Here is a 22591-nt window from a genome sequence, read left to right as displayed (position 1 = left end):
GAGAGACAAATGAAGTTGCCGATCTACCTCGATTACTCCGCGACCACCCCGGTCGACCCACGTGTGGCCCAGAAAATGGCCGACTGCCTGCTGGTCGACGGGAACTTCGGTAACCCGGCCTCGCGCTCCCACGTCTTCGGCTGGAAAGCCGAGGAAGCGGTCGAGAACGGTCGCCGTCAGGTTGCCGAACTGATCAATGCCGATCCGCGCGAAATCGTCTGGACCAGCGGTGCCACCGAGTCCGACAACCTCGCACTCAAGGGCGTTGCGCACTTCTATCAGACCAAGGGCAAGCACATCATCACCTCCAAGATCGAGCACAAGGCGGTCCTGGATACCGCTCGCCAGCTGGAGCGTGAAGGTTTCGAAGTCACCTACCTGGAACCGGGCGAAGACGGCATCGTCACCCCGGCCATGGTAGAAGCGGTGCTGCGCGACGACACCATCCTGGTCTCGCTGATGCACGTTAACAACGAAGTCGGCTCGATCAACGACATCGCTGCCATCGGTGAACTGACCCGTGCGCGTGGTGTGCTGTTCCACGTCGACGCCGCGCAGTCGGCCGGCAAGGTGGAAATCGACCTGCAAAAGCTGAAAGTCGACCTGATGTCGTTCTCGGCGCACAAGGTCTACGGCCCGAAAGGCATCGGCGCGCTGTACGTCAGCCGCAAGCCGCGTGTACGTCTTGAAGCCATCATTCACGGTGGTGGCCATGAGCGCGGCATGCGTTCGGGCACTCTGCCGACCCACCAGATTGTCGGCATGGGCGAAGCGTTCGCCATTGCCAAGCAGGAAATGGCCGCCGAAAACGTGCGTATCAAGGCTCTGAGCGACCGCTTCTTCAAGCAGGTCTCGGACCTTGAAGAGCTGTACGTCAACGGTAGCCAGACCGCCCGCGTGCCGCACAACCTTAACCTGAGCTTCAACTACGTCGAAGGCGAATCGCTGCTGATGTCGCTGAAGGACATCGCCGTATCGTCCGGTTCGGCCTGCACCTCCGCATCGCTCGAACCGTCGTACGTACTGCGCGCTCTGGGCCGCAACGACGAGCTGGCGCACAGCTCGATCCGCTTCTCCTTCGGCCGCTTCACCACCGAAGAAGAAGTCGACTACGCCGCGCAGAAAGTCTGCGAGGCCGTCAACAAACTGCGTGAGCTGTCGCCGCTGTGGGACATGTACAAAGACGGCGTTGACATCTCCAAGATCGAGTGGGCCGCCCACTAAGCAGTCGCCGGCAAGAGCGGCTCCCTGATGAGGAAGGAATTGCACCATGGCATACAGTGAAAAGGTCATCGACCACTACGAAAACCCGCGCAACGTCGGCAAGATGAATGCCGAAGACCCGGACGTTGGCACCGGCATGGTCGGCGCCCCGGCTTGCGGCGACGTGATGCGCCTGCAGATCAAGGTCAACGAGCAGGGCGTCATTGAAGACGCCAAGTTCAAGACCTACGGCTGCGGTTCGGCCATCGCTTCCAGCTCCCTCGCCACCGAGTGGATGAAGGGCAAGACCCTGGACGAAGCCGAAACCATCAAGAACACCCAGCTGGCCGAAGAACTGGCGTTGCCGCCGGTCAAGATCCACTGCTCGGTACTCGCTGAAGATGCCATCAAGGCAGCTGTACGCGATTACAAGCAGAAGAAAGGCTTGATCTAAGTCGCCTGTTGCAAGGTAAGGAGTCCTGATGGCTATCAGCATGACAGAAGCCGCCGCCAACCACATTCGCCGCTCCCTTGAAGGGCGCGGCAAAGGTGAAGGCATTCGCCTGGGCGTGCGCACCACCGGTTGCTCGGGCCTGGCCTACGTGCTGGAGTTCGTCGACGAACTGGCGGGCGAAGACCAGGTGTTCGAGAACCACGGCGTGAAGGTGATCATCGATCCCAAGAGCCTGGTCTACCTCGACGGCACCGAGCTGGATTTCGTCAAGGAAGGGTTGAACGAAGGCTTCAAGTTCAACAACCCCAACGTGCGCGGTGAGTGTGGCTGCGGCGAAAGCTTCAACGTTTGAGGCTGGCTGTGGGTACTCCTTGTCATTACGCATTGTTTGACCTCCAGCCAAGCTTCCGCCTGGATCTGGACAAGCTGGCCACTCGCTATCGCGAGCTGGCCCGCGAAGTCCATCCCGATCGCTTTGCCGACGCCTCCGAGCGTGAGCAGCGCGTAGCGCTGGAAAAGTCCGCCGCCCTCAACGACGCCTACCAGACGCTGCGCAGTGCGCCGCGTCGCGCCCGCTATTTGCTGGCCATCAGCGGCCACGAAGTGCCCCAGGAAGTCACGGTCCACGATCCGCAGTTCCTGTTGCAGCAGATGCAGTGGCGTGAAGAGCTCGAAGAGCTGCAGGACGAAGCCGACCTTGACGGTGTCGCTGTGTTCAAGAAGCGCCTGAAGGCCGCGCAGGACACACTGAACGAGGACTTTGCCGCCTGCTGGGACGCCCCAGGCGAGCGCGACCAGGCCGAGCGCCTGATGCGCCGCATGCAGTTCCTCGACAAGCTCGCCCAAGAAGTGCGCCAGCTGGAAGAGCGCCTCGACGATTAACCCGGTGCTGCCCGTGATGGCACCTAAGGTATTCAGATAAGCATGGCCCTACTGCAGATTGCCGAACCCGGTCAAAGCCCTCAGCCGCACCAGCGCCGCCTGGCGGTGGGGATCGACCTGGGTACCACCAACTCACTGGTTGCTGCACTGCGCAGCGGCCGTAGCGAGCCCCTGCCTGACGCGCAGGGTAACGTCATTCTGCCGTCCGCGGTGCGCTACCTCGAAGGGCGCAACGAAGTGGGGCAGGCTGCGCGTGATGCCGCCTCCAGCGACCCGCTGAACACCGTGCTGTCGGTCAAGCGCCTGATGGGGCGCGGCCTGGCCGACGTCAAGCAACTGGGTGAGCAGCTGCCATACCGCTTTGTCGGCGGTGAGTCGCACATGCCGTTCATCGACACCGTGCAGGGGCCGAAAAGCCCTGTGGAAGTGTCCGCCGATATCCTCAAGGTCCTGCGCGAACGCGCCGAAGCGACCCTGGGTGGCGAGCTGGTAGGTGCGGTGATTACCGTACCGGCCTATTTCGATGACGCCCAGCGCCAGGCCACGAAGGACGCTGCGCGCCTGGCTGGCCTGAACGTGCTGCGCCTGCTCAACGAGCCGACCGCAGCAGCTGTGGCCTATGGCCTGGACCAGAACGCCGAAGGCGTGGTGGCCATTTATGACCTGGGCGGCGGTACCTTCGATATTTCCATCCTGCGCCTGACTGCGGGTGTATTCGAAGTGCTGGCTACCGGTGGGGACACTGCCCTGGGCGGTGACGATTTCGACCACGCCATTGCCGGCTGGATCATCGAGCAGGCTGGCCTGTCGTCCGACCTGGACCCGGCCACCCAACGTGCGTTGCTGCAAACCGCCTGCGCCGCCAAGGAAGCTCTGACCGACACCGACGTGGTCAGCGTCAGCCATGGCAGCTGGCAGGGCGACCTGAGCCGCACTGCCTTCGAAGCCATGATCGAGCCATTGGTTGCCCGCAGCCTCAAGGCCTGCCGTCGCGCCGTGCGCGACAGTGGTGTGGAGCTTGAAGAAGTCAGTGCCGTGGTCATGGTGGGTGGTTCTACCCGTGTCCCGCGTGTGCGTGAAGCCGTGGGCGCGCTGTTTGGCCGCGCCCCGATGACCTCGATCGACCCTGACCAGGTGGTGGCCATTGGCGCCGCCATCCAGGCCGACACCCTGGCCGGCAACCGCCGCGAAGGTGGCGAGCTGTTGCTGCTTGACGTCATCCCGCTGTCCCTGGGTCTTGAGACCATGGGTGGGCTGATGGAGAAAGTGATCCCGCGCAATACCACCATTCCGGTGGCGCGTGCCCAGGAGTTCACCACGTATAAAGATGGCCAGTCGGCCATGATGATCCACGTCCTGCAAGGCGAGCGTGAGCTGATCAGCGACTGCCGCTCGCTGGCTCGTTTCGAGCTGCGCGGTATCCCGGCGATGGTTGCCGGCGCTGCAAAAATTCGCGTCACCTTCCAGGTGGATGCCGACGGCTTGCTCAGCGTTGCGGCTCGCGAACTGGGTTCGGGCGTGGAAGCCAGCATTCAGGTCAAGCCGTCCTACGGCCTGACCGACGGCGAAATCGCCCGCATGCTCAAGGATTCCTTCGAACACGCAGGTTCCGACAAGCAGGCCCGCCAGTTGCGTGAGCACCAGGTGGACGGCGAGCGCCTGCTCGAAGCGGTACAGGGCGCCCTGGACGCCGACGGTGAACGCCTGCTCAGCAGTGACGAGCGCGACGCCATTGCATTCCAGATGCAAGAACTACGTGATTTGCTGGCCGGCACCGATGGCGCAGCCATCGAGCAACAGACCAAGCGTCTGTCGCAGGTGACCGACGCATTTGCCGCCCGTCGCCTTGATTCGACGGTCAAAGCCGCACTGGCCGGGCGCAACCTGAATGAGATCGAGGAGTAACCGATGCCGCTGGTGACATTCCTGCCGCATGAGAAGTTCTGCCCAGAAGGGCTGACCGTGGAGGTCGAGCCCGGGACCAACATCCTTGAACTGGCCCACGACCATCACATCGAGATGGAAAGCGCCTGCGGCGGCGTCAAGGCCTGCACCACTTGCCACTGCATCGTGCGCAAGGGCTTCGATTCGCTCGAAGAAGCCGACGAGCTGGAAGAGGACATGCTGGACAAGGCATGGGGCCTGGAACCGCAGTCGCGCCTTGGCTGCCAGGTGGTCGTGGGTGACACCGACCTGACCATCGAGATCCCCAAGTATTCGCTCAACCACGCTGCCGAAGCACCGCACTGAGGTCCTGTACATGAGCTTGAAATGGGTTGATGTACTTGAGATCGCCATCCAGCTTGCAGAAAGCAAGCCTGAGGTCGATCCTCGTTATGTGAATTTCGTGGACCTGCACCGCTGGGTGCTGGCATTGCCAGAATTCAGCGACGATCCGTCACGCGGCGGTGAGAAAGTGCTCGAGGCAATCCAGGCTGCCTGGATCGACGAAGCCGACTAAGCGTCACTTGCAGGTTAGGCAATCCCCTGAAACCCGCGTATAATTCGCGGGTTTAATTTTTCGTAACACTCATATTCTGGAGTTTTCCATGGCTGTTCAACGTACTTTCTCGATCATCAAGCCTGACGCAGTTGCCAAAAACGTCATCGGCAAGATCACTACCCGCTTCGAAGAAGCCGGCCTGAAAATCGTTGCCTCGAAAATCAAGCAACTGTCCAAAGCCGAAGCCGAAGGCTTCTACGCTGAGCACAGCGAGCGCGGCTTCTTCGGTGACCTGGTTGCCTTCATGACTTCCGGCCCGGTTGTTGTTCAGGTTCTGGAAGGCGAAAACGCCATCGCTCTGAACCGTGAGCTGATGGGCGCTACCAACCCTAAAGAAGCTGCTGCCGGCACCATCCGTGCTGACTTCGCCGAGTCGATCGACGCCAACGCCGTTCACGGTTCCGACTCCGAAGCTGCTGCTGCTCGCGAAATCGCTTACTTCTTCGCTGCTACCGAGGTAACCACTCGCTAAGCGAAAGCTTACGGGTGAGGGTGAATCCATGACGACATCTACTGGCAAAATCAACCTGTTGGGTCTGACCCAGCCGGAAATGGAACAATTCTTCGACTCAATCGGGGAGAAGCGCTTCCGTGCCGGCCAGGTGATGAAATGGATTCACCATTTTGGCGTGTCCGACTTTGCGGCCATGACCAACGTAGGCAAGGCCTTGCGCGAAAAGCTTGAGGCCGTTGCCGAGATTCGCCCACCGGAAGTGGTCAGTGAGGACATTTCCGCCGACGGCACCCGTAAGTGGGTGATCCGCGTTGCCTCCGGCAGCTGCGTCGAGACCGTCTACATCCCTACCGACGACCGCGGCACCCTGTGCGTATCGTCGCAAGCCGGCTGTGCCCTGGATTGCAGCTTCTGCTCCACTGGCAAGCAAGGCTTCAACAGCAACCTCACTGCCGCTGAAGTCATCGGCCAGGTGTGGCTTGCCAACAAATCCTTCGGGACCGTTCCTGCCAAAGTCGACCGCGCGATTACCAACGTGGTCATGATGGGCATGGGCGAGCCCTTGCTGAACTTCGACAACGTCATCGCCGCCATGAAAATCATGATGGATGACCTGGGCTATGGCATTTCCAAGCGTCGCGTCACCTTGTCCACCTCGGGCGTGGTGCCGATGATCGACGAACTGGCCAAGCACATCGACGTGTCGCTGGCCCTGTCGCTGCACGCACCGAACGACGAACTGCGCAACAAGCTGGTACCGATCAACAAGAAGTACCCGCTGAAAGTGCTGCTGGAGTCGTGCATGGGCTACATGTCCACCTTGGGTGGCAAGCGTGTGCTCACCGTCGAGTACACCCTGCTCAAGGACGTCAACGACCAGCCTGAGCATGCCGCGCAAATGATCGAGTTGCTGCGCGATGTGCCGTGCAAGATCAACCTGATCCCGTTCAACCCATTCCCGCATTCGGGCTACGAGCGGCCGAGCAACAACGCCATTCGTCGCTTCCAGGACCTGTTGCACCACGGTGGTTTCAACGTCACCACCCGTACCACCCGTGGTGAGGACATCGATGCCGCTTGTGGCCAGCTGGTCGGCCAGGTCAACGACCGTACCCGTCGCAGTGAGCGCTACATCGCCGTACGCCAGCTTTCCGCGGACGTCGAGCTGCAAGACAGCGCCGCCAGCCACTGACCGGGACTTAGCCCATGAGCCTGCGCGCTGCGCTGTCGATCCTTGCGCTTTTGCTGCTGGCCGGCTGCGTGTCGGGCGGCGCGGGCGACCCCCTGGCCAGCCGCCAGGGCAGGGCGGAGGCGGGGCGGGCTTATGTGCAGCTTGGCCTGGGTTATTTGCAACAGGGTTTGACCGGGCAGGCCAAGGCGCCGCTGGGCAAGGCCCTGGCCCTGGACAGCCGTGATGCCGACGCGCACGCCGCCCTGGCGCTGGTGTTCCAGGCCGAAGGTGAGCCGTTGCTGGCCGAAGCACACTTTCGCAAGGCCCTGCAGGCCCGCACTGGCGATACGCGAATCCGCAACAACTATGGCAGTTTCCTTTATGCTCAGGGGCGATTTGCCGAGGCCAAGCAGATGTTTCGCCTGGCCAGTAGCGATACCCTGTATCCTGAGCGCTCGCGCGTTTACGAGAACCTGGGCCTGACTGCCCTGAAGCTCGAACGCCGCGACCAGGCTCACGTGTATCTGCTCAAAGCGTTGCAACTCAACCAGCGGCAACCGAAAGCGTTGCTGGAAATGGCTGAGTTGTCCTACGAAAACAGGCATTATGTGCCGGCCCGGGACTACTACGATCGTTTCAGCCAGTTGAGCGACCACGATGCCCGTAGCCTGCTGCTGGGTAGCCGCCTTGCCAGGGTGTTCGACGAGCAGGGCACACTGGCCGAGCTGGGCCAGCAATTACAACGACTTTATCCCGGTACGCCGGAATATCAGCAATACCTGTCGGAGCAACGATGAACGCCGCGCATCCCGAAGTAGCAGTAGCGCCTGGCCAGAACCCCGGTGAGCTTTTGCGCCTGGCCCGTGAGAAACGGGACTGGTCTCAAGCCGAGGTGGCCCGCAAGCTCAACCTCACTGTCAGTTCGTTGAACCATGTGGAAACCGGCGCCTTCGACAAGCTGCCCGGTCATACCTTCGCCCGTGGCTATATCCGCGCCTATGCCAAATTGATGGACCTTGACCAGGCCACCCTGGTAGATGCCTTCGACCGCTACACCGGTACCCACGCCAAAGGCAGCGATGTGCACTCGCTGGGGCGTATCGAAGAGCCAGTACGCCTGTCGCACAATATTCTGCGCGGCGTCAGCCTGCTGTTGCTGGTGGCCGTGGTCGGCGGTGGCTTCGTCTGGTGGCAGGACCAGGGCAGCCTGCGTGGCAAGGACCTGGCCAAGATGGCCCTGGAGCACGTCGAAGTCGAAAGCGCCGACGGCACCACCCAGATTCACCCGCTCGACGAGCCTGAAGATCAGGCTGTTACCGCAGGCCAGCAGCCCGAAAGCGCGCCGCTGGCACTGGAGCATGGCACTGCCGAGCAGCCTGCCGCGGCCGCAGAACAGGCTCCGGCAAACCCGGCGCCAACGGCTGCCGCAGCACCCGCCCAGCAGGTGCCTGTGCAACCTGCAGCCAGCGTAGCGCCTGCTCCGGCAGCACCGGCTACCCCTGCACCGGCCGCCGTCGCGCCTGTAGCACCTGCAGCCGCCGTGGCCGCTGCGGAGCCAGCCGCAGTACCGGCAGGCAGCGCCAAGGTCGCCATCCAGTTCACCGCCGATTGCTGGACCCAGGTCTCCGATGGCAACGGCAAGGTGCTGTTCAGCGCCGTCAAGCGCAAGGGGGACAACCTCGAGCTGACCGGCAAGCCGCCGTTCGCGGTGCGTCTGGGCTTTGCCCGTGGCGCCCAGGTCAGCTACAACGGCCAGGCCGTCGATGTTGCCCCGTTCACCAGTGGCGAGACTGCTCGCCTGAAGTTGGGACAGTAAGTCATGCACGGCGAATCTCCGATCAAACGTCGCGAATCCCGCAAAATCTGGGTCGGCAATGTGCCGGTGGGTGGTGATGCACCTATCGCGGTGCAGAGCATGACCAACACCGACACCAACGATGTCGCCGCCACCGTGGCGCAAATCCAGCGCCTGGTCGATGCCGGCGTGGATATCGTGCGGGTTTCGGTACCGGACATGGACGCGGCCGAGGCGTTTGGCAAGATCAAGCAACTGGTCAGCGTGCCGCTGGTCGCCGACATTCACTTCGACTACAAGATCGCCCTGCGCGTGGCCGAACTGGGCGTCGATTGCCTGCGTATCAACCCGGGCAACATCGGCCGCGAAGACCGTGTACGCGCCGTGGTCGACGCTGCCCGCGACCGTGGTATCCCGATCCGTATCGGCGTTAACGCCGGTTCCCTGGAAAAGGACCTGCAGAAGAAGTACGGCGAACCGACCCCGGCGGCGCTGGTCGAGTCGGCCCTGCGCCACGTCGAGCATCTGGACCGCCTGGACTTCCAGGACTTCAAGGTCAGCGTCAAGGCCTCCGACGTGTTCATGGCCGTCGAAGCCTACCGTCTGCTGGCCAAGCAGATCGTGCAGCCGCTGCACCTGGGTATCACCGAAGCCGGTGGCCTGCGTTCGGGGACGGTGAAATCCGCCGTCGGCCTCGGTATGCTGCTGGCCGAGGGCATCGGCGATACCATCCGGATCTCGCTGGCGGCCGACCCGGTCGAAGAAGTGAAGGTGGGCTACGACATCCTCAAGTCGCTGCACCTGCGTTCGCGTGGCATCAATTTCATCGCCTGCCCGAGCTGCTCGCGGCAGAACTTCGATGTGGTCAAGACCATGAACGAGCTGGAAGGGCGCCTGGAAGACCTGCTGGTGCCGCTGGACGTGGCGGTGATCGGTTGTGTGGTCAACGGCCCCGGTGAAGCCAAGGAAGCCCATGTGGGGTTGACCGGCGGCACGCCGAACCTGATCTACATCGACGGCAAGCCGGCGCAGAAACTGACCAATGACAACCTGGTCGATGAGCTGGAAAGGCTCATCCGTCAGAAAGCGGCCGAAAAGGTCGAAGCCGACGCGGCGCTGATCGCCCGTGGCTGACACACAGAATTCGTAAGGACTTTTCGTGAGCAAATCGCTGCAAGCCATCCGTGGCATGAACGACATCCTGCCAGAACAGTCGCCACTGTGGCGCTACTTCGAAGGCACCGTGGCCGGTCTGCTGGACACCTACGGGTACAGCCAGATCCGCACGCCGATCGTCGAGTTCACCGAGCTGTTCAAGCGCTCGATCGGTGAAGTGACCGACATCGTCGAAAAAGAGATGTACACCTTCGAGGACCGTAACGGCGATTCGCTGACCCTGCGTCCCGAAGGCACCGCCGCTTGCGTCCGTGCCGTGCTGGAGCATGGCATCACCGGCAACGGCCAGGTGCAAAAACTGTGGTACATCGGCCAGATGTTCCGCCACGAGCGCCCACAAAAGGGCCGCTACCGCCAGTTCCACCAGATTGGCGTGGAAGTGTTCAACCTGGACGGCCCGGACATCGATGCCGAGCTGATCATGCTGACCTGGCGCCTTTGGGGCCTGCTGGGCATCCAGGACGCGGTCAAGCTGGAGCTAAACAGCCTGGGTACCAGCGAAGCCCGCGCGCGCTACCGTGACGCGCTGGTCGAGTTCCTCTCGGCGCGCCTGGAGCAACTGGACGAAGATAGCCAGCGCCGCCTGAAGAGCAACCCGCTGCGCATCCTCGACAGCAAGGACCAGAACACCCAGGCGGTGCTGGTGGGTGCGCCGAAGCTGGAAGATTACCTGGACGAAGCCTCGCGCGTGCACTTCGAGGGCCTCAAGGCCCGCCTGGACGCCGCCGGCATTCCGTTCGTGATTAATACCAAGCTGGTGCGTGGCCTGGACTACTACAGCAAGACCGTATTCGAGTGGGTCACCGACAAGCTCGGTTCCCAGGGCACCGTGTGCGCCGGTGGCCGCTACGACGGCCTGGTCGAGCAAATGGGCGGCAAGCCGACCACTGGCGTCGGTTTCGCCATGGGTATCGAGCGCCTGATCCTGCTGCTGGAAACCCTGGGCAAGGTGCCGGCGTCCATCAGCCGCCAGATCGACGTTTACCTGTGCGCCTTCGGTGAGCAGGCCGAGCTGGCTGGCCTGCGCCTGTCCGAAACCCTGCGCGACCGCTTGCCGGGCCTGCGCCTGGCGGTGAACGCCGGCGGTGGCAGCTTCAAGAGCCAGTTCAAGAAAGCCGACAAGAGCGGGGCGCTGTTCGCCCTGATCCTCGGTGACGAGGAACTGGCCAGGCAAGAAATCGGCTTCAAGCCGCTGCGTGGCCAGGGCGAACAACAGAACATTGCCTGGGATGCTCTTGCAGAGCACCTGGAAACCGCGATCGCGCAAGCGTAACGCGGTTCAACAAGCGAATAGGCGAAAAGGAGTATTGGGGTGTCGAGTACCGATGATGATGACCTGGCAGGGGTCAAGGACTGGTGGAACCGCAACGGCAAGCCGCTGCTGACTGGCGCATTGCTGGCGGGCGTTGTGGTGTTGGGCTGGAATACCTGGCACAAATACCAGAACAACCAGTCGCAAGGTGCCTCGCAGCTGTATCAGGCGTTGCTTGAAACCAGCCTGACGCCGACTGGCCAGCCAGACGCCACCAAGGTTGCGGAACTGGCCGGCAAGCTCAAGAGCGAGTTTGGCGGTACCGCCTATGCCCAGTACGGCAGCCTGTTCGTGGCCAAGGTCGCGGTCGAGAGCGGCAAGCTCGACGACGCCGCTGCCGAGCTCAAAGGCGTGCTGGACAAGCCGGCCGACGTGACCCTGGGCGAGATTTCGCGCCAGCGTCTGGCACGCGTGCTGGCAGCCCAGAACAAGGCCGAGGATGCCCTCAAGCTGCTCGACGGCGACGCCGACAAAGCCTTCCTGGCCAGCCGTGAAGAGTTGAAGGGTGACCTGCTGGTACAGCTGGGTCGCGCCGACGACGCGCACAGCGCTTACGAAAAAGCCAAGGCTGCGCTGTCCGATGAGGCGGCGGTCGGTGGCCTGCAATTGAAGCTGGATGACCTGGCTAAAGGGGACGCGTAAGTGATCGGTTGGAAACATGCAGCAGTGCTGACCCTGGCCGTACTGGCCGCCGGTTGCAGCAGCAACAGCAAGAAGGAACTGCCCCCGGCCGAGCTGACCAAGTTCACCGAGGAAGTGGTGCTGAAGAAGCAGTGGAGCCGTTCGATCGGTGACGGCCAGGGTGAGACCTACAACACCCTGGTACCGGCTATCGAGAACGACCGCATCTACGCCTCCGACGTCAATGGCGAAGTCTTCGCCCTCGACCGCATCACCGGTGACGTGGTGTGGAAGAAGGACCTGGAGCTGCAGGTTTCCGGCGCGGTTGGCGTGGGCTACGGCCTGGTCATGCTCGGCACCCTCAAGGGTGAAGTCATCGCCCTGGACTCCAGCACCGGTGAAGAGCGTTGGCGCTCGCGCGTGACCAGCGAAGTCCTGGCCCCGCCTGCCAACAACGGTGACGTGGTCGTGGTGCAGACCCAGGACGACCGCCTGATCGGCCTGGACGCCACCACTGGCGACCGCCGCTGGATCTACGAGAACTCCCCGGCCGTGCTGACCCTGCGTGGCACCGGTGCACCGATCGCCACCAACCGCCTGGCCGTCGCCGGCCTGTCCACCGGCAAGGTGGTTGCGGTAGACATCAACAACGGTGTGCCGGTGTGGGAAAGCCGCGTGGCCATCCCTAAGGGCCGTTCCGAGCTGGACCGTGTGGTTGATATCGACGGCGGCTTGCTGCTGTCTGGTGGTACCCTGTATGTCAGCACCTACCAGGGCCGTGTAGCGGGCCTGGACCTGGAAAGCGGCCGCGAGCTGTGGCAGCGCGATGCTTCCAGCTATGTGGGTGTCGCCCAGGGCTTCGGTAACGTCTACGTCAGTGAAGCCTCAGGTACCGTGGAAGGCGTGGATGAGCGCTCTTCCAGTGCGCTGTGGAGCAACGACAGCATGGCTCGCCGCCAGTTGACCGCCCCTGAAGTGTTCAGCAGCTACGTGGCTGTGGGTGACTTTGAAGGTTACCTGCACCTGCTGAGCCAGGTGGATGGCCGCTTCGTCGGCCGTGAGCGTATCGACAGCGATGGCCTGCGCGCCCGCCCACTTGTGGTCGGCGACACCATCTATGTCTTCGGCAACAGCGGCAAGCTCGAGGCACTGACCATCCGCTGAAGCTATGCTTGAAGCCTTGGCGGGCTTCAAGCCGCGGCGTAGGACACGCCGCCCAAACTCCGGCCGCTGCCTTGCAGCGGCCTTTGCATTTTCAAGAATTCGAGAGTGGAGAGCCGATGGTTCCCGTAATTGCCCTGGTGGGCCGCCCGAACGTCGGCAAATCCACCATGTTCAACCGCCTGACCAAAACCCGCGATGCAATCGTGGGTGACCTGTCGGGCCTGACCCGTGACCGCCAGTATGGTGATGCCAGCTGGCAGGGTCGTTCGTTCATCCTGATCGACACCGGCGGTATTACCGGTGACGAAGTGGGCATGGACGAAAAAATGGCCGAGCAGTCGCTCATGGCCATCGAAGAAGCCGACTACGTGCTCTTCCTGGTCGATGCCCGCGCCGGTATGACCGCCGCCGACCAGATGATTGCCGAGCACCTGCGCAAGCGTAACAAGTCGGCGATTCTGGTCGCCAACAAGATCGACAACATCGATCCTGATGTTGCGCGCGCCGAGTTCTCGCCGATGGGCATGGGCAACGCCATTCCGGTGGCAGGCTCCCAGGGCCGTGGTATCAGCGCCCTGATGGAAGCCGTGCTTGGCCACCTGCCGCGTGATGCCGAGGAAGAAGCCCTCGACCAGGACGTCGCCGAAGGCGAGGAGGCCGTGCGCATTCCTGGCCCGAGCGAGAAGGATGGCATCAAGATCGCCATCATCGGCCGCCCGAACGTCGGCAAGTCGACCCTGGTCAACCGCATGCTCGGCGAAGAGCGTGTGGTGGTCTACGACGAGCCGGGTACTACCCGTGACAGTATCTACATCCCGTTCGAGCGTGATGGTGACAAGTACACCTTCATCGACACCGCCGGGGTGCGCAAGCGCGGCAAGATCCACGAGGAAGTCGAGAAGTTCTCGGTGGTCAAGACGCTGCAGGCGATCAAAGACGCCAACGTCGTCATCTTCGTCATGGACGCCCGTGAAGGGGTGGTCGACCACGACCTGAACCTGCTGGGCTTCGCCCTCGAAGCCGGCCGCGCCATCGTCATCGCGCTGAACAAGTGGGATGGCATGGAGCCGGGTGAGCGCGCCTACGTGAAGACCGAGCTGGAGCGCCGGTTGTTCTTCGTCGACTTCGCCGATATCCACTTCATCTCCGCCTTGCACGGCACCGGTGTGGGCAACCTGTACAAGTCGGTGCAGGCCGCGTTCACCTCGGCTGTGACCCGCTGGCCAACCAGCCGCCTGACGCAGATCCTCGAAGATGCTGTCAGCGAGCACCAGCCACCGCTGGTCAACGGCCGCCGAATCAAGCTGCGCTATGCCCACCTCGGTGGTGCCAACCCGCCGCTGATCGTGATCCACGGCAACCAGACCGAGAGCATTCCCAAGTCGTACTCGCGTTACCTGGAAAACACCTACCGCCGTGTGCTGAAGCTGGTCGGTACGCCGATCCGCATCGAGTACAAGGGTGGTGAGAACCCGTACGAGGGCAAGAAGAACACCCTCACCGACCGCCAGGTCAACAAGAAGCGCCGCTTGATGTCGCACCACAAGAAGGCCGAGAAGAAGCGCCGCGACAAGCGCTGATTCCGCGTCAGCTTCTTCGCGGACTTGCCCGCTCCCACAGGTCCTCCACAGATTTTGAATATTGTGCAGCACCTGTGGGAGCGGGTTCACCCCGAAGAGGCCCTTTGATCCAAAGCAATCCCCCTATTGTTTCAACCTTTTTCCTGACTGCTTGATCCGCTATGCTCGGACTCCACCCCGTGCCGGATACACCCCAGGAAAGAGGGCTCCATGATCCGCAGTAAACTGCCGAATGTCGGCACGACCATCTTCACCACCATGTCCCAGCTCGCCGTGCAGACTGGCGCGCTCAACCTGTCCCAGGGTTTCCCTGATTTCAACGGCCCGCAGGCCCTGCTCGATGCAGTGGGTCGGCATGTGGCTGCCGGGCACAACCAGTATTCGCCAATGACCGGTCTGCCGGCTTTGCGCCAGCAGGTGGCGGCCAAGGTGGCGCGGCTGTATGGCGCACAGGTGGATGCCGACCAGGAGGTGACCATCACCCCCGGTGCCACCGAGGCGATCTTCTGTGCCATCCAGGCAGTGGTCCACGCCGGTGACGAGGTCATTGTCTTCGACCCGTGCTACGACAGCTACGAGCCGTCGGTGGAACTGGCCGGTGGCCGCTGCGTGCATGTGCAGCTGAGCGACGGCGACTTCCGTATCGACTGGCAGAAGTTCAGCGATGCCCTGAGCCCGCGCACCCGCATGGTCATCCTCAATTCGCCGCACAACCCCAGTGGCGCGCTGATCACCCGCGAAGATCTTGAGCAGTTGGCAATGCTTGTTGCCGACCGCGATATCTACCTGGTCAGCGATGAGGTCTACGAGCACCTGGTGTACGACGGCGTCCGCCACGCCAGCGTGCTGGCCCACGCGCAGCTGTATCAACGTGCCTTTGTGGTCAGCTCGTTCGGCAAGACCTACCACGTGACTGGCTGGAAGACCGGCTATGTGATCGCGCCGCCGGCGTTGAGTGCAGAGCTGCGCAAGGTGCATCAGTACGTCAACTTCTGTGGCGTGACGCCGCTGCAGTGCGCCCTGGCCGACTTCATGGCCGAGCACCCTGAGCATATCGATGAACTGCCGGCTTTCTACCAGGCCAAGCGCGACCTGTTCTGCGGCTTGCTGGAAGGCTCACGCTTCGACTTTACCCGCACGGCGGGCACTTATTTCCAGCTGGTGGACTACTCGCAGATCCGCCCGGACCTGAACGATGTCGACATGTCGCTATGGCTCACCCGCGAGCACGGCGTGGCGAGCATCCCGGTATCGGTGTTCTACCAGCAACCCATCCCCGAGCAACGCCTGGTACGCCTGTGCTTTGCCAAACGTGAGGAGACGCTGCGTCAGGCAGCGGAACGACTATGCGCGATCTGAGCACACTGCCCAACCTGAAAGTCGCCCTGGTGCAAACGACCCTGGCCTGGCACGACCGCGAGGCCAACTATGCACACTTCGAGGTGCTGCTGGAGCAGGTGGGGGAGGTGGACCTGGTGATCCTGCCAGAAATGTTCACCACCGGCTTCTCGATGCAGTCCGAAAGCCTGGCCGAGCCGGAAAACGGCCCGACCTACAAATGGCTCAAGGCCCAGGCGAAGAAGTGCAACGCGGTGATTACCGGCAGCGTGATCATCCAGGCCGCCGATGGCAGCCACCGCAACCGCCTGTTGTGGGCCCGGCCGGACGGCGAGATATTGCACTACGACAAGCGCCACTTGTTCCGCATGGCCGGTGAGCACAAGCACTACACCCCAGGTGAACGCCAGGTGCAGTTCGAGCTCAAGGGCTGGCGGATTCGCCCGTTGATCTGCTACGACCTGCGCTTCCCGGTGTGGAGCCGTGACGCCCAGGACACCGACCTGCTGTTGTATACCGCCAACTGGCCGGCTGCGCGCCGCCAACACTGGAACCGCCTGTTGCCGGCGCGGGGCATCGAGAACCTGTGCTATGTGGCGGCAGTGAACCGGGTGGGCACGGACGGCAAGGGCTTCGCTTACTCGGGCGACAGCCAGGTGCTGGACTTCCAGGGCGAGAGCCTGCTTAGTGCTGGCGAGGCAGACGGGGTGTTTACAGCCGTGTTGAGTGCGGCGGAACTGGCGGCGTACCGGTCCAAGTTCCCGGCCAACCTGGATGCCGATACCTTCGAACTCCACTGACAGCCTGTACCGGCCCTATCGCCGGCAAGCCAGCTCCCACAGGTAGCCACTGCCCTCGGGCCCGGTGCTGTACCTGTGGGAGCTGGCTTGCCGGCGATAGGGCCAGCACCGGCTACATCAATGAATGATCAATACACATCCCGCCGATACCGCCCATCCTCGATCAACTGCTGCACAGCGGCCTCCCCAAGCATGCCGTTGAGCGCCGCATCCACCCCCGCAGCCATCCCTTGCAGGCTGCCGCAGACATACACGCAGGCGCCATCCGCCACCCAGCGCTTGAATTCCTCGGCTTGCTGCAGCAACACATCCTGCACATACACTTTCTCGGCCTGATCCCGCGAAAACGCCAGGTCCAGGCGTGCCAGGTCGCCACGCTCGAGCCAGCCTTGCAGCTCGTCACCACACAGCAGGTCATGCGCCCGATTACGCTCGCCAAACAGCAGCCAGTTGCGCTGCTCGCCAGCGTTTACCCGGGCCCGGATCAGGCTGCGCAGGCCGGCCAGGCCGGTGCCGTTACCGATCAGGATCATCGGTGCTGCCGTCTCCGGCAGGTGGAAGCCGCTGTTGCGCCGCAGGCGCAGGCTCAGCGTGCCGTTCAATGGCAGGTATTCGGTGAGCCAGCCGGAGCCCAGGCCCAGGTTGCCATCGCTATGGCGCTCCTGGCGCACGATCAGCTCCAGCGCGCCATCACTGGCGATGGAGGCGATGGAGTATTCGCGGCTGCCGATCGGCACCAGCGCGTCGACCAGCGCTTGCGGGTGCAAGCCGATCAGGTGATCACGGCGCGCCGGCAACTGGCGCCCAGCGAGGGCTTGGGCAAGTGTTTCGCCCAGGCCATTCACGTGCACCCGGGCGCTGGCGTCCAGCGCCATGCCCTTGAGGAACGCGTCGATCCGTGGCTGCCCATTGAGCGGCAGTATTTCAACCAGGTCGCCGGCTTCCCAACTGGCAGGCTCTTCAGCCAGCAGGCCAAGCAAGTACACCGGCTGGCCCTGGCTGCCCGGGTTGAGCAGTTCGCGACGCACCAGTGACCAGTTGCCAAAGCTTGGCGGCTGCCAGGCGGCCACTGGCTGGGCGCCGGTCAGTTGCGCCAGCTCCTGTTGCCACTGCTGCAGGGCGGCCTGGTCGGCGTTGTCCACCTCCACCGGGCTGAATGCACTACTGGCACCGCGTTCCCCCAGCCACGCCTGCAGGCGGCGGGCGAAGCCGCAGAAGTGCGGGTACTGGCGGTCGCCGAGCGCGAGCAGGGCATAGTTGAGGTTGTTCAGCGGCCAGGGCTGGCCGAGCACCTTGCGCTCGAAGGCGCGGGCGCTGTCGGGTGCTTCGCCATCGCCGAAGGTACTGACCACGAACAATGCGCGGCGAGCCTGGCGCAGATCGTCTTCACGCAGTTCGGCCAGCGCGCGTACCTGCACCGGCAAGCCGGCTGCCTGCAACTGGCCAGCACTTTGCCAGGCCAGTTGTTCGGCAAAGCCGCTCTGGCTGGCAAAGCCGATCAGCCAGCTGTCGTCGCTGGCGTTGCTGCTGGCAACGTTGCCACGGGCTGCGCGGACCTGGCGCTTCTTGCGGCGGCGGTCGAGGTACAGCAGCCAGCCCGTGACGAAGAACAGCGGCATGGTCAAGCTGGCGATGGTGACGATGATGCGCCCCGGCAGGCCGAAGTATTCGCCCACGTGCAGGGCGTAGACGCTCTGCAGCAGCTGGGTCTTGAAGGATTTGTCGGAGTAGCGGTCGTGTCTTTTCACCTGGCCGGTGGCCGGGTCCAGTTCCAGGGTGTTGAAGGCGCGCGGGTGATCGGCGTTGTCCAGCAGGTAGAACAGGTTGGCCGGCTGGCCGCCAACCGGTGGCAGGCGCAGGTTGTAGGCGGCAAGGCCTGGCCCTGCGGCGTTTTTGAGGTTGGCCCAGATGGCGTCATAGTCGACCACCAGCGGCGGGGCGTTCTTGTCGACCTTCTGCGGCCCGTGGCGGCCACGGCCTTCGCCGCGTTTTTGTTGCTGGCCGGCGGCTGGCGCGTCGGCCAGCAGCTTGTTCAGGCCTTCGCGGTACCACTCATAGGACCAGAACAGGCCGGTGAGGGCGAACAGAAGATAGAACAGCAGGCACCAGGTACCAGCCACGGCGTGCAGGTCCCAGTTGAAGGCACGGCCTTTCTTGGCCCAGTCGAAAGTAAGCCAGGTGCGCCAGTCCAGCGCCTTGCGCGGCCAGCGCAGGTACAGGCCGGACAGGCAGAAGAACACCAGCATCAGGGTGCAGGCGCCGGTGATCTGCCGGCCGGTGTCGCCCATGGCCAGGAAGCGGTGCAGGGTGAGCATGAGGTTGAAGAAGCCTTGCCCGGCCACTTCGCCTTTGAGTTCGCCCGTATAGGGGTCGGCATAGCGCAGCTCGCCACGGCGCTCGCCCGGAGCTGGCGTAAAGAAGATGCGTGCGGCATTGCCTTCACGCACGTCCACCCACAGCATCGACACCTTGTCGTGTTGCTGGGCCTCGACCCGTTGCACAAGCTCGGCCGGCGGCAGTACGCCCTCGGCGCGCACTTCGACCTTGAGCACATCGGCATTGAACGCGCGCAGCAGTTCTTCCTGGAACGAGTACAGGGCCCCGGTGATGCCCATCAAGGCCAGCACCAGGCCAGCGGTGATGCCAAAGAACCAGTGCAATTGGAACAGCGTCTTCTTCACCACATCGATCACCTTGTGTTGCTGCCGCAGACTGCGCGGCGTGCATTATGCCTTGATACGCAAAAGCCCCGCTCACGGGAATGAACGGGGCAGGGGTGGGCTTCTTTTAGTGGAAGCTTGTGCTGGCCTCTTCGCGGGCTTGCCCGCTCCCACAGGTACACCACAGGATGTGAAGGTGGTGGTGGCCCTGTGGGAGCGGGCGAGCCCGCGAAGAGGCCGCTACAGGAGCAGCCTTTCTAGCGGATCAGCCCAATCCCGACATCAGAAGTGCACGCTGGTGGTCAACAGTGCAGTCCGCCCGGCCGCCTGGTTGGCGAAGTGGGTGGAGAAGGCCTTGTCGTAGTACACCTCGTTGGTCAGGTTCTGCACGTTCAGTTGCAGGTCGACGTTCTTGGTCAGCTTGTAGGCGGCCATGGCGTCGTAGCGTACGTAGCTGTCGACCATTGTGGTGTTGGCCACGCTGCCATACACGTCATCCACGTAGAACGCACCGCCACCCACGGTCAGCTTTGGCGTGATCGAGTAGGTCGTCCACAGGCTGGCGCTGTTGTTCGGGGTGTTCGGCAACTGGTTGCCATCGTTGGCCTTGCCCAGCGGGCCGCCGTCGATCTGGCGTGCCTGCATGTAGGTGTAGCCGGCAAACACCTGCCACTTGTCGGTGATCTTGCCGCTGGCCGACAGTTCGATGCCTTGTACGCGGGTTTCGCCGACGTTTTCGTAGGTGGTGGTGTCCACCTGGACCCGGGCGTTTTCCTTCTCGGTGCGGAACAGCGCCGCGGTCAGCGACAGGCGCTGGTCGAGCAGGTCCCACTTGGTGCCGATTTCGTAGTTGGTGGTTTCCTCTGGCTCCATGTCGCTGGTCAGCAGGTTGCCGTTACGGTCCGGGGTGCCACCCAGCGGGTTGCCTTCTGTACCTTCGCCGAGCATCGAGCCTGGTGGTGTTGCAGACGTGGCGTAAGACACGTAGATGCTGCCGTTTTCGGCCGGTTTCCATACCAGGCCCAGCTGGCCGGTCACGAACTCGCTGACATCCTTGCCTTTGGCGGTGGTGGTGCCAGCGGCGTTGTAGGTCTTGTAGTCGGTGTCGAAGTGGTCGTAGCGCAGGCCCATGTTGACCAGCCACTCGGGGGTAAGCTCCAGCGTGTCGAACACGTACAGCGCACGGGTCTTGCTGTTGGTGGTGGTGCCGGCGTAATTGCGCGAGATGGCACCGTTCCACGGGTCATCCGGGTTCGGGTTGCTCAGTGAGGTGCAATTGTAGCCACTGGTGGCGCCGATCATGCCGGGGGTGCAGTTGGTGTTGGCGGCGCCGCCAGGCACGGTGTCTGTGTCGACGGTGTAGGACGAACGGTCGCTCTCTTCACGGCTCAGCTCGATACCGGTCGAGAAGCTGTTTTTCATGCCACCGACGTAGAACTCGCCGAACAGGTCGGTCTGGTTGGTGGTGGTGGCGGTGTTGCCGACACGGCTGTTGGCACGGCGCCAGACGCTTCCGTTGTTGACGTTGCCCTTGCTGTCGTCAGGCTGGGTCAGGATGTAGTCCTGCATGCTGTTGCCGTGACGCAGGGTGTTCTTGATGGTCAGCGCGTCGGTCAGGTCGTGCTCGATCGCGAAGGTGGCGATGTCAACACGGCTCTTGCGGAAGTCACGGCCGGTCAGGCCATAGAAGTTGTCGCTGTCGCCGCCGTCATTCGGCTTGCTCGGGTGTGCCGAGGTGCGCCCGCCGCTGCCGTTGGTCGGGATGGTGTACGGGATGCCCGAATCCGGCAGGTCGTCGCTTTCCAGGTGGTAGTAGTCGAGGTTGACGCGGGTCGGTGTGCCCAGGCCGAAGGCCAGCGACGGGGCGATACCCCAACGGTCGTAGTTGACCTTGTCGCGGCCGGCAACGTTGCTTTCGTGGGTCATCAGGTTGAGGCGGCCGGCAACGGTGTCGCTGAACTGGTAGTTGCCATCGAAGGTGTAGCGCTGGGTCTGGTCACTGCCCCAGGTCCAGGCGCCGTCCAGCGAGTTGCCCAGGTGCGCACGCTTGCTCACCAGGTTGATGGTACCGCCCGCAGCACCACGGCCACCGATGGCGGAGTTCGGGCCCTTGGCCACTTCTACCGACTCGATGGCGAAGATTTCGCGGGTTTGCGCGCCAGTGTCACGCACGCCGTCCAGGTAAGTATCGCCTTGGGCGTCGAAGCCGCGGATGAACGGGCGGTCGCCTTGCGGGTTGCCGCCTTCGCCGGCGCCGAAGGTGATGCCTGGGACCGTGCGCAGGGCGTCCTGCAGGGTCAGCGCGTTGGTGTCCTTGATCACTTGCTGCGGGATCACCGTAACTGAGCGCGGGGTGTCTACCAGCGGCGCGGTGTACTTCTGCGAGGCGGCCTTCTCGACTTTGTAATCGGTGCTGGCTTGTTCAGCCTTGCCGTTGACGCTGGTGGCGTCGAGGGTGATCGCGCTGTTGGCGGCCGGGTCGGCGGCATACACCGATGTGGCGCTAAGCGCGACGCCGATGGCGGATACGATCAGGCGTGGCGAACTCACTGCAGATGGTACGTACTGGCGCATTGCTAAGGACCTTCCCCAAGGTGTTGAGGCGGCGGATCTTAATGTAAGCAATTGTGACTAACAATTGAGAGTCGTTACCATTCGTGAAGAATTTACAATCTTTACATTTGGCCTTTACGGTTTCATCACGCTGAAACGTCTTAAGCGGCGAAAAGGCTTGTGCAGCGCAAAAGTGAATCAATATCATTGGCGCCTTTACATTTCCTAACGGTGCTGCCGCTATGCTGCTTCACATCCCAGGCCTGTTTGACGCTGACGAGCTGGCCCGTATCCGCGATGCGCTGGAGCAGGCCGACTGGGCCGATGGAAAGGTGACTGCCGGCTACCAGTCGGCCAAGGCCAAACACAACCTGCAGTTGCCCGAAGGGCACCCGTTGGCCAAGGAAATCGGCACTGCGCTGATCGACCGCCTGTGGAAAACCCCGCGTTTCATGTCTGCGGCCCTGCCGCACAAGGTGTTCCCGCCGTTGATCAACTGCTACCGCGAGGGTGGCAATTTCGGCTTTCACATCGATAACGCCCTGCGTCAGCCCAAGGGCAGCCCGGAGCGGGTGCGTACCGACCTGTCTTCGACACTGTTCCTCAGCGACCCGGACAGCTACGACGGCGGTGAGCTGGTGATTCAGGACACCTATGGTGAGCGGCAGGTGAAGCTGGCTGCCGGTGACCTGGTGCTGTACCCCGGAACCAGCCTGCACAAGGTCAACCCGGTGACCCGAGGCCAGCGTTATGCCGCGTTCTTCTGGACCCAGAGCCTGGTGCGCGAGGACAGCCAGCGGGCGCTGCTGTTCGAGATGGACAACGCCATCCAGCAACTGACCGCCGATGTACCGGAGCACCCGTCGTTGCTGCAACTGACCGGCACCTACCACAACCTGCTGCGCCGCTGGGCCGAGGTCTGACC

Annotated in this window: 21 protein-coding genes; 19 read left to right on the top strand and 2 right to left on the bottom strand. The window is 62.8% G+C overall.

Going from position 1 to position 22591, the window contains the following annotated elements; genetic code table 11:
- Window positions 1-9 precede the first annotated feature (9 nt).
- From JOY50_RS22820 to JOY50_RS22735, 18 genes are all read left to right on the top strand, one after another.
- Window positions 10-1224, top strand: a complete 1215-nt coding sequence (locus JOY50_RS22820; RefSeq protein WP_132844072.1) for an IscS subfamily cysteine desulfurase — start codon at window positions 10-12, stop codon at window positions 1222-1224.
- 46 nt (window positions 1225-1270) lie between these two features.
- Window positions 1271-1657 carry a Fe-S cluster assembly scaffold IscU gene (gene iscU, locus JOY50_RS22815; protein ID WP_003248539.1) on the top strand — a complete coding sequence of 129 codons (387 nt, stop codon included), beginning with the start codon at window positions 1271-1273 and terminating at the stop codon, window positions 1655-1657.
- 28 nt (window positions 1658-1685) lie between these two features.
- Window positions 1686-2009, top strand: a complete 324-nt coding sequence (gene iscA / locus JOY50_RS22810; protein ID WP_019472650.1) for an iron-sulfur cluster assembly protein IscA — start codon at window positions 1686-1688, stop codon at window positions 2007-2009.
- 8 nt (window positions 2010-2017) lie between these two features.
- Window positions 2018-2539, top strand: coding sequence for a co-chaperone HscB (hscB, locus tag JOY50_RS22805; RefSeq protein ID WP_019472651.1), 522 nt, complete (start codon window positions 2018-2020; stop codon window positions 2537-2539).
- Window positions 2540-2581: 42 nt separating this feature from the next.
- The gene (gene hscA, locus JOY50_RS22800) at window positions 2582-4444 is read left to right on the top strand and encodes a Fe-S protein assembly chaperone HscA (RefSeq protein ID WP_132844070.1); all 1863 of its coding nucleotides are present in this window, start codon (window positions 2582-2584) and stop codon (window positions 4442-4444) included.
- Between the two features lie 3 nt (window positions 4445-4447).
- Window positions 4448-4789: an ISC system 2Fe-2S type ferredoxin gene (gene fdx / locus JOY50_RS22795; RefSeq protein WP_019472653.1), complete on the top strand. Its 342-nt coding sequence runs from the start codon at window positions 4448-4450 to the stop codon at window positions 4787-4789.
- A gap of 10 nt (window positions 4790-4799) precedes the next feature.
- Window positions 4800-5000, top strand: a complete 201-nt coding sequence (gene iscX, locus JOY50_RS22790) for a Fe-S cluster assembly protein IscX (protein WP_003248529.1) — start codon at window positions 4800-4802, stop codon at window positions 4998-5000.
- Between the two features lie 88 nt (window positions 5001-5088).
- The gene (ndk, locus tag JOY50_RS22785; protein WP_012316140.1) at window positions 5089-5514 is read left to right on the top strand and encodes a nucleoside-diphosphate kinase; all 426 of its coding nucleotides are present in this window, start codon (window positions 5089-5091) and stop codon (window positions 5512-5514) included.
- A gap of 28 nt (window positions 5515-5542) precedes the next feature.
- Entirely contained in the window at window positions 5543-6688 is a 1146-nt protein-coding gene (rlmN, locus tag JOY50_RS22780) for a 23S rRNA (adenine(2503)-C(2))-methyltransferase RlmN (protein WP_016484976.1), read from the top strand.
- Between the two features lie 14 nt (window positions 6689-6702).
- Window positions 6703-7464: a type IV pilus biogenesis/stability protein PilW gene (gene pilW, locus JOY50_RS22775; RefSeq protein WP_138737810.1), complete on the top strand. Its 762-nt coding sequence runs from the start codon at window positions 6703-6705 to the stop codon at window positions 7462-7464.
- Window positions 7461-8483 carry a RodZ domain-containing protein gene (locus tag JOY50_RS22770; protein WP_243055887.1) on the top strand — a complete coding sequence of 341 codons (1023 nt, stop codon included), beginning with the start codon at window positions 7461-7463 and terminating at the stop codon, window positions 8481-8483. Before pilW ends, JOY50_RS22770 begins: the two co-directional genes overlap by 4 nt.
- Window positions 8484-8486: 3 nt before the next feature.
- The gene (ispG, locus tag JOY50_RS22765; protein WP_016501393.1) at window positions 8487-9596 is read left to right on the top strand and encodes a flavodoxin-dependent (E)-4-hydroxy-3-methylbut-2-enyl-diphosphate synthase; all 1110 of its coding nucleotides are present in this window, start codon (window positions 8487-8489) and stop codon (window positions 9594-9596) included.
- 25 nt (window positions 9597-9621) lie between these two features.
- Window positions 9622-10911: a histidine--tRNA ligase gene (gene hisS / locus JOY50_RS22760; protein WP_132844065.1), complete on the top strand. Its 1290-nt coding sequence runs from the start codon at window positions 9622-9624 to the stop codon at window positions 10909-10911.
- A 39-nt stretch (window positions 10912-10950) separates the two neighbouring features.
- Window positions 10951-11592, top strand: coding sequence for a tetratricopeptide repeat protein (locus tag JOY50_RS22755; RefSeq protein WP_016501391.1), 642 nt, complete (start codon window positions 10951-10953; stop codon window positions 11590-11592).
- The gene (gene bamB, locus JOY50_RS22750; RefSeq protein WP_019472657.1) at window positions 11593-12735 is read left to right on the top strand and encodes an outer membrane protein assembly factor BamB; all 1143 of its coding nucleotides are present in this window, start codon (window positions 11593-11595) and stop codon (window positions 12733-12735) included.
- Window positions 12736-12851: 116 nt separating this feature from the next.
- A complete protein-coding gene (gene der / locus JOY50_RS22745; RefSeq protein WP_019472658.1) occupies window positions 12852-14315 on the top strand; it encodes a ribosome biogenesis GTPase Der in 1464 nt (487 codons plus the stop codon).
- A gap of 210 nt (window positions 14316-14525) precedes the next feature.
- Window positions 14526-15674 carry a pyridoxal phosphate-dependent aminotransferase gene (locus tag JOY50_RS22740; protein ID WP_132844062.1) on the top strand — a complete coding sequence of 383 codons (1149 nt, stop codon included), beginning with the start codon at window positions 14526-14528 and terminating at the stop codon, window positions 15672-15674.
- Window positions 15662-16453, top strand: a complete 792-nt coding sequence (locus JOY50_RS22735; RefSeq protein ID WP_132844059.1) for an amidohydrolase — start codon at window positions 15662-15664, stop codon at window positions 16451-16453. The genes JOY50_RS22740 and JOY50_RS22735 overlap by 13 nt, the downstream gene beginning before the upstream one ends.
- Window positions 16454-16581: 128 nt before the next feature.
- Here JOY50_RS22735 and JOY50_RS22730 read toward each other — a convergent pair whose 3' ends face one another.
- Complete coding sequence (locus JOY50_RS22730; RefSeq protein WP_243055885.1) at window positions 16582-19137, bottom strand: sulfite reductase flavoprotein subunit alpha; 2556 nt, start codon at window positions 19135-19137, stop codon at window positions 16582-16584.
- A 258-nt stretch (window positions 19138-19395) separates the two neighbouring features.
- Window positions 19396-21687 (bottom strand): TonB-dependent siderophore receptor, encoded by a 2292-nt coding sequence (locus JOY50_RS22725; protein ID WP_243055884.1) that lies wholly within the window; start codon window positions 21685-21687, stop codon window positions 19396-19398.
- 221 nt (window positions 21688-21908) lie between these two features.
- On the opposite strand from JOY50_RS22725, the gene JOY50_RS22720 reads away from it, so the two are divergent.
- Window positions 21909-22589, top strand: a complete 681-nt coding sequence (locus JOY50_RS22720; RefSeq protein WP_243055882.1) for a Fe2+-dependent dioxygenase — start codon at window positions 21909-21911, stop codon at window positions 22587-22589.
- Window positions 22590-22591: the final 2 nt, after the last annotated feature.

The organism is Pseudomonas sp. BP01 (genome assembly GCF_022760795.1).
Classification (GTDB): domain Bacteria; phylum Pseudomonadota; class Gammaproteobacteria; order Pseudomonadales; family Pseudomonadaceae; genus Aquipseudomonas; species Aquipseudomonas putida_Q.
Note: the sequence above shows the minus strand (reverse complement) of the source record. Positions and strands in the feature narration are given on the sequence as shown.

Bases quoted from the DNA above. Each gene is read 5' to 3' on its own strand.
- hscA (WP_132844070.1), top strand. From the start codon at position 2,582: ATGGCCCTACTGCAGATTGCCGAACCCGGTCAAAGCCCTCAGCCGCAC.
- ispG (WP_016501393.1), top strand. From the start codon at position 8,487: ATGCACGGCGAATCTCCGATCAAACGTCGCGAATCCCGCAAAATCTGG.
- iscA (WP_019472650.1), top strand. From the start codon at position 1,686: ATGGCTATCAGCATGACAGAAGCCGCCGCCAACCACATTCGCCGCTCC.
- JOY50_RS22770 (WP_243055887.1), top strand. From the start codon at position 7,461: ATGAACGCCGCGCATCCCGAAGTAGCAGTAGCGCCTGGCCAGAACCCC.
- fdx (WP_019472653.1), top strand. From the start codon at position 4,448: ATGCCGCTGGTGACATTCCTGCCGCATGAGAAGTTCTGCCCAGAAGGG.
- JOY50_RS22740 (WP_132844062.1), top strand. From the start codon at position 14,526: ATGATCCGCAGTAAACTGCCGAATGTCGGCACGACCATCTTCACCACC.
- JOY50_RS22725 (WP_243055884.1), bottom strand. From the start codon at position 21,687: ATGCGCCAGTACGTACCATCTGCAGTGAGTTCGCCACGCCTGATCGTA.
- ndk (WP_012316140.1), top strand. From the start codon at position 5,089: ATGGCTGTTCAACGTACTTTCTCGATCATCAAGCCTGACGCAGTTGCC.
- JOY50_RS22735 (WP_132844059.1), top strand. From the start codon at position 15,662: ATGCGCGATCTGAGCACACTGCCCAACCTGAAAGTCGCCCTGGTGCAA.
- JOY50_RS22720 (WP_243055882.1), top strand. From the start codon at position 21,909: ATGCTGCTTCACATCCCAGGCCTGTTTGACGCTGACGAGCTGGCCCGT.
- JOY50_RS22820 (WP_132844072.1), top strand. From the start codon at position 10: ATGAAGTTGCCGATCTACCTCGATTACTCCGCGACCACCCCGGTCGAC.
- iscX (WP_003248529.1), top strand. From the start codon at position 4,800: ATGAGCTTGAAATGGGTTGATGTACTTGAGATCGCCATCCAGCTTGCA.
- rlmN (WP_016484976.1), top strand. From the start codon at position 5,543: ATGACGACATCTACTGGCAAAATCAACCTGTTGGGTCTGACCCAGCCG.
- der (WP_019472658.1), top strand. From the start codon at position 12,852: ATGGTTCCCGTAATTGCCCTGGTGGGCCGCCCGAACGTCGGCAAATCC.
- iscU (WP_003248539.1), top strand. From the start codon at position 1,271: ATGGCATACAGTGAAAAGGTCATCGACCACTACGAAAACCCGCGCAAC.
- pilW (WP_138737810.1), top strand. From the start codon at position 6,703: ATGAGCCTGCGCGCTGCGCTGTCGATCCTTGCGCTTTTGCTGCTGGCC.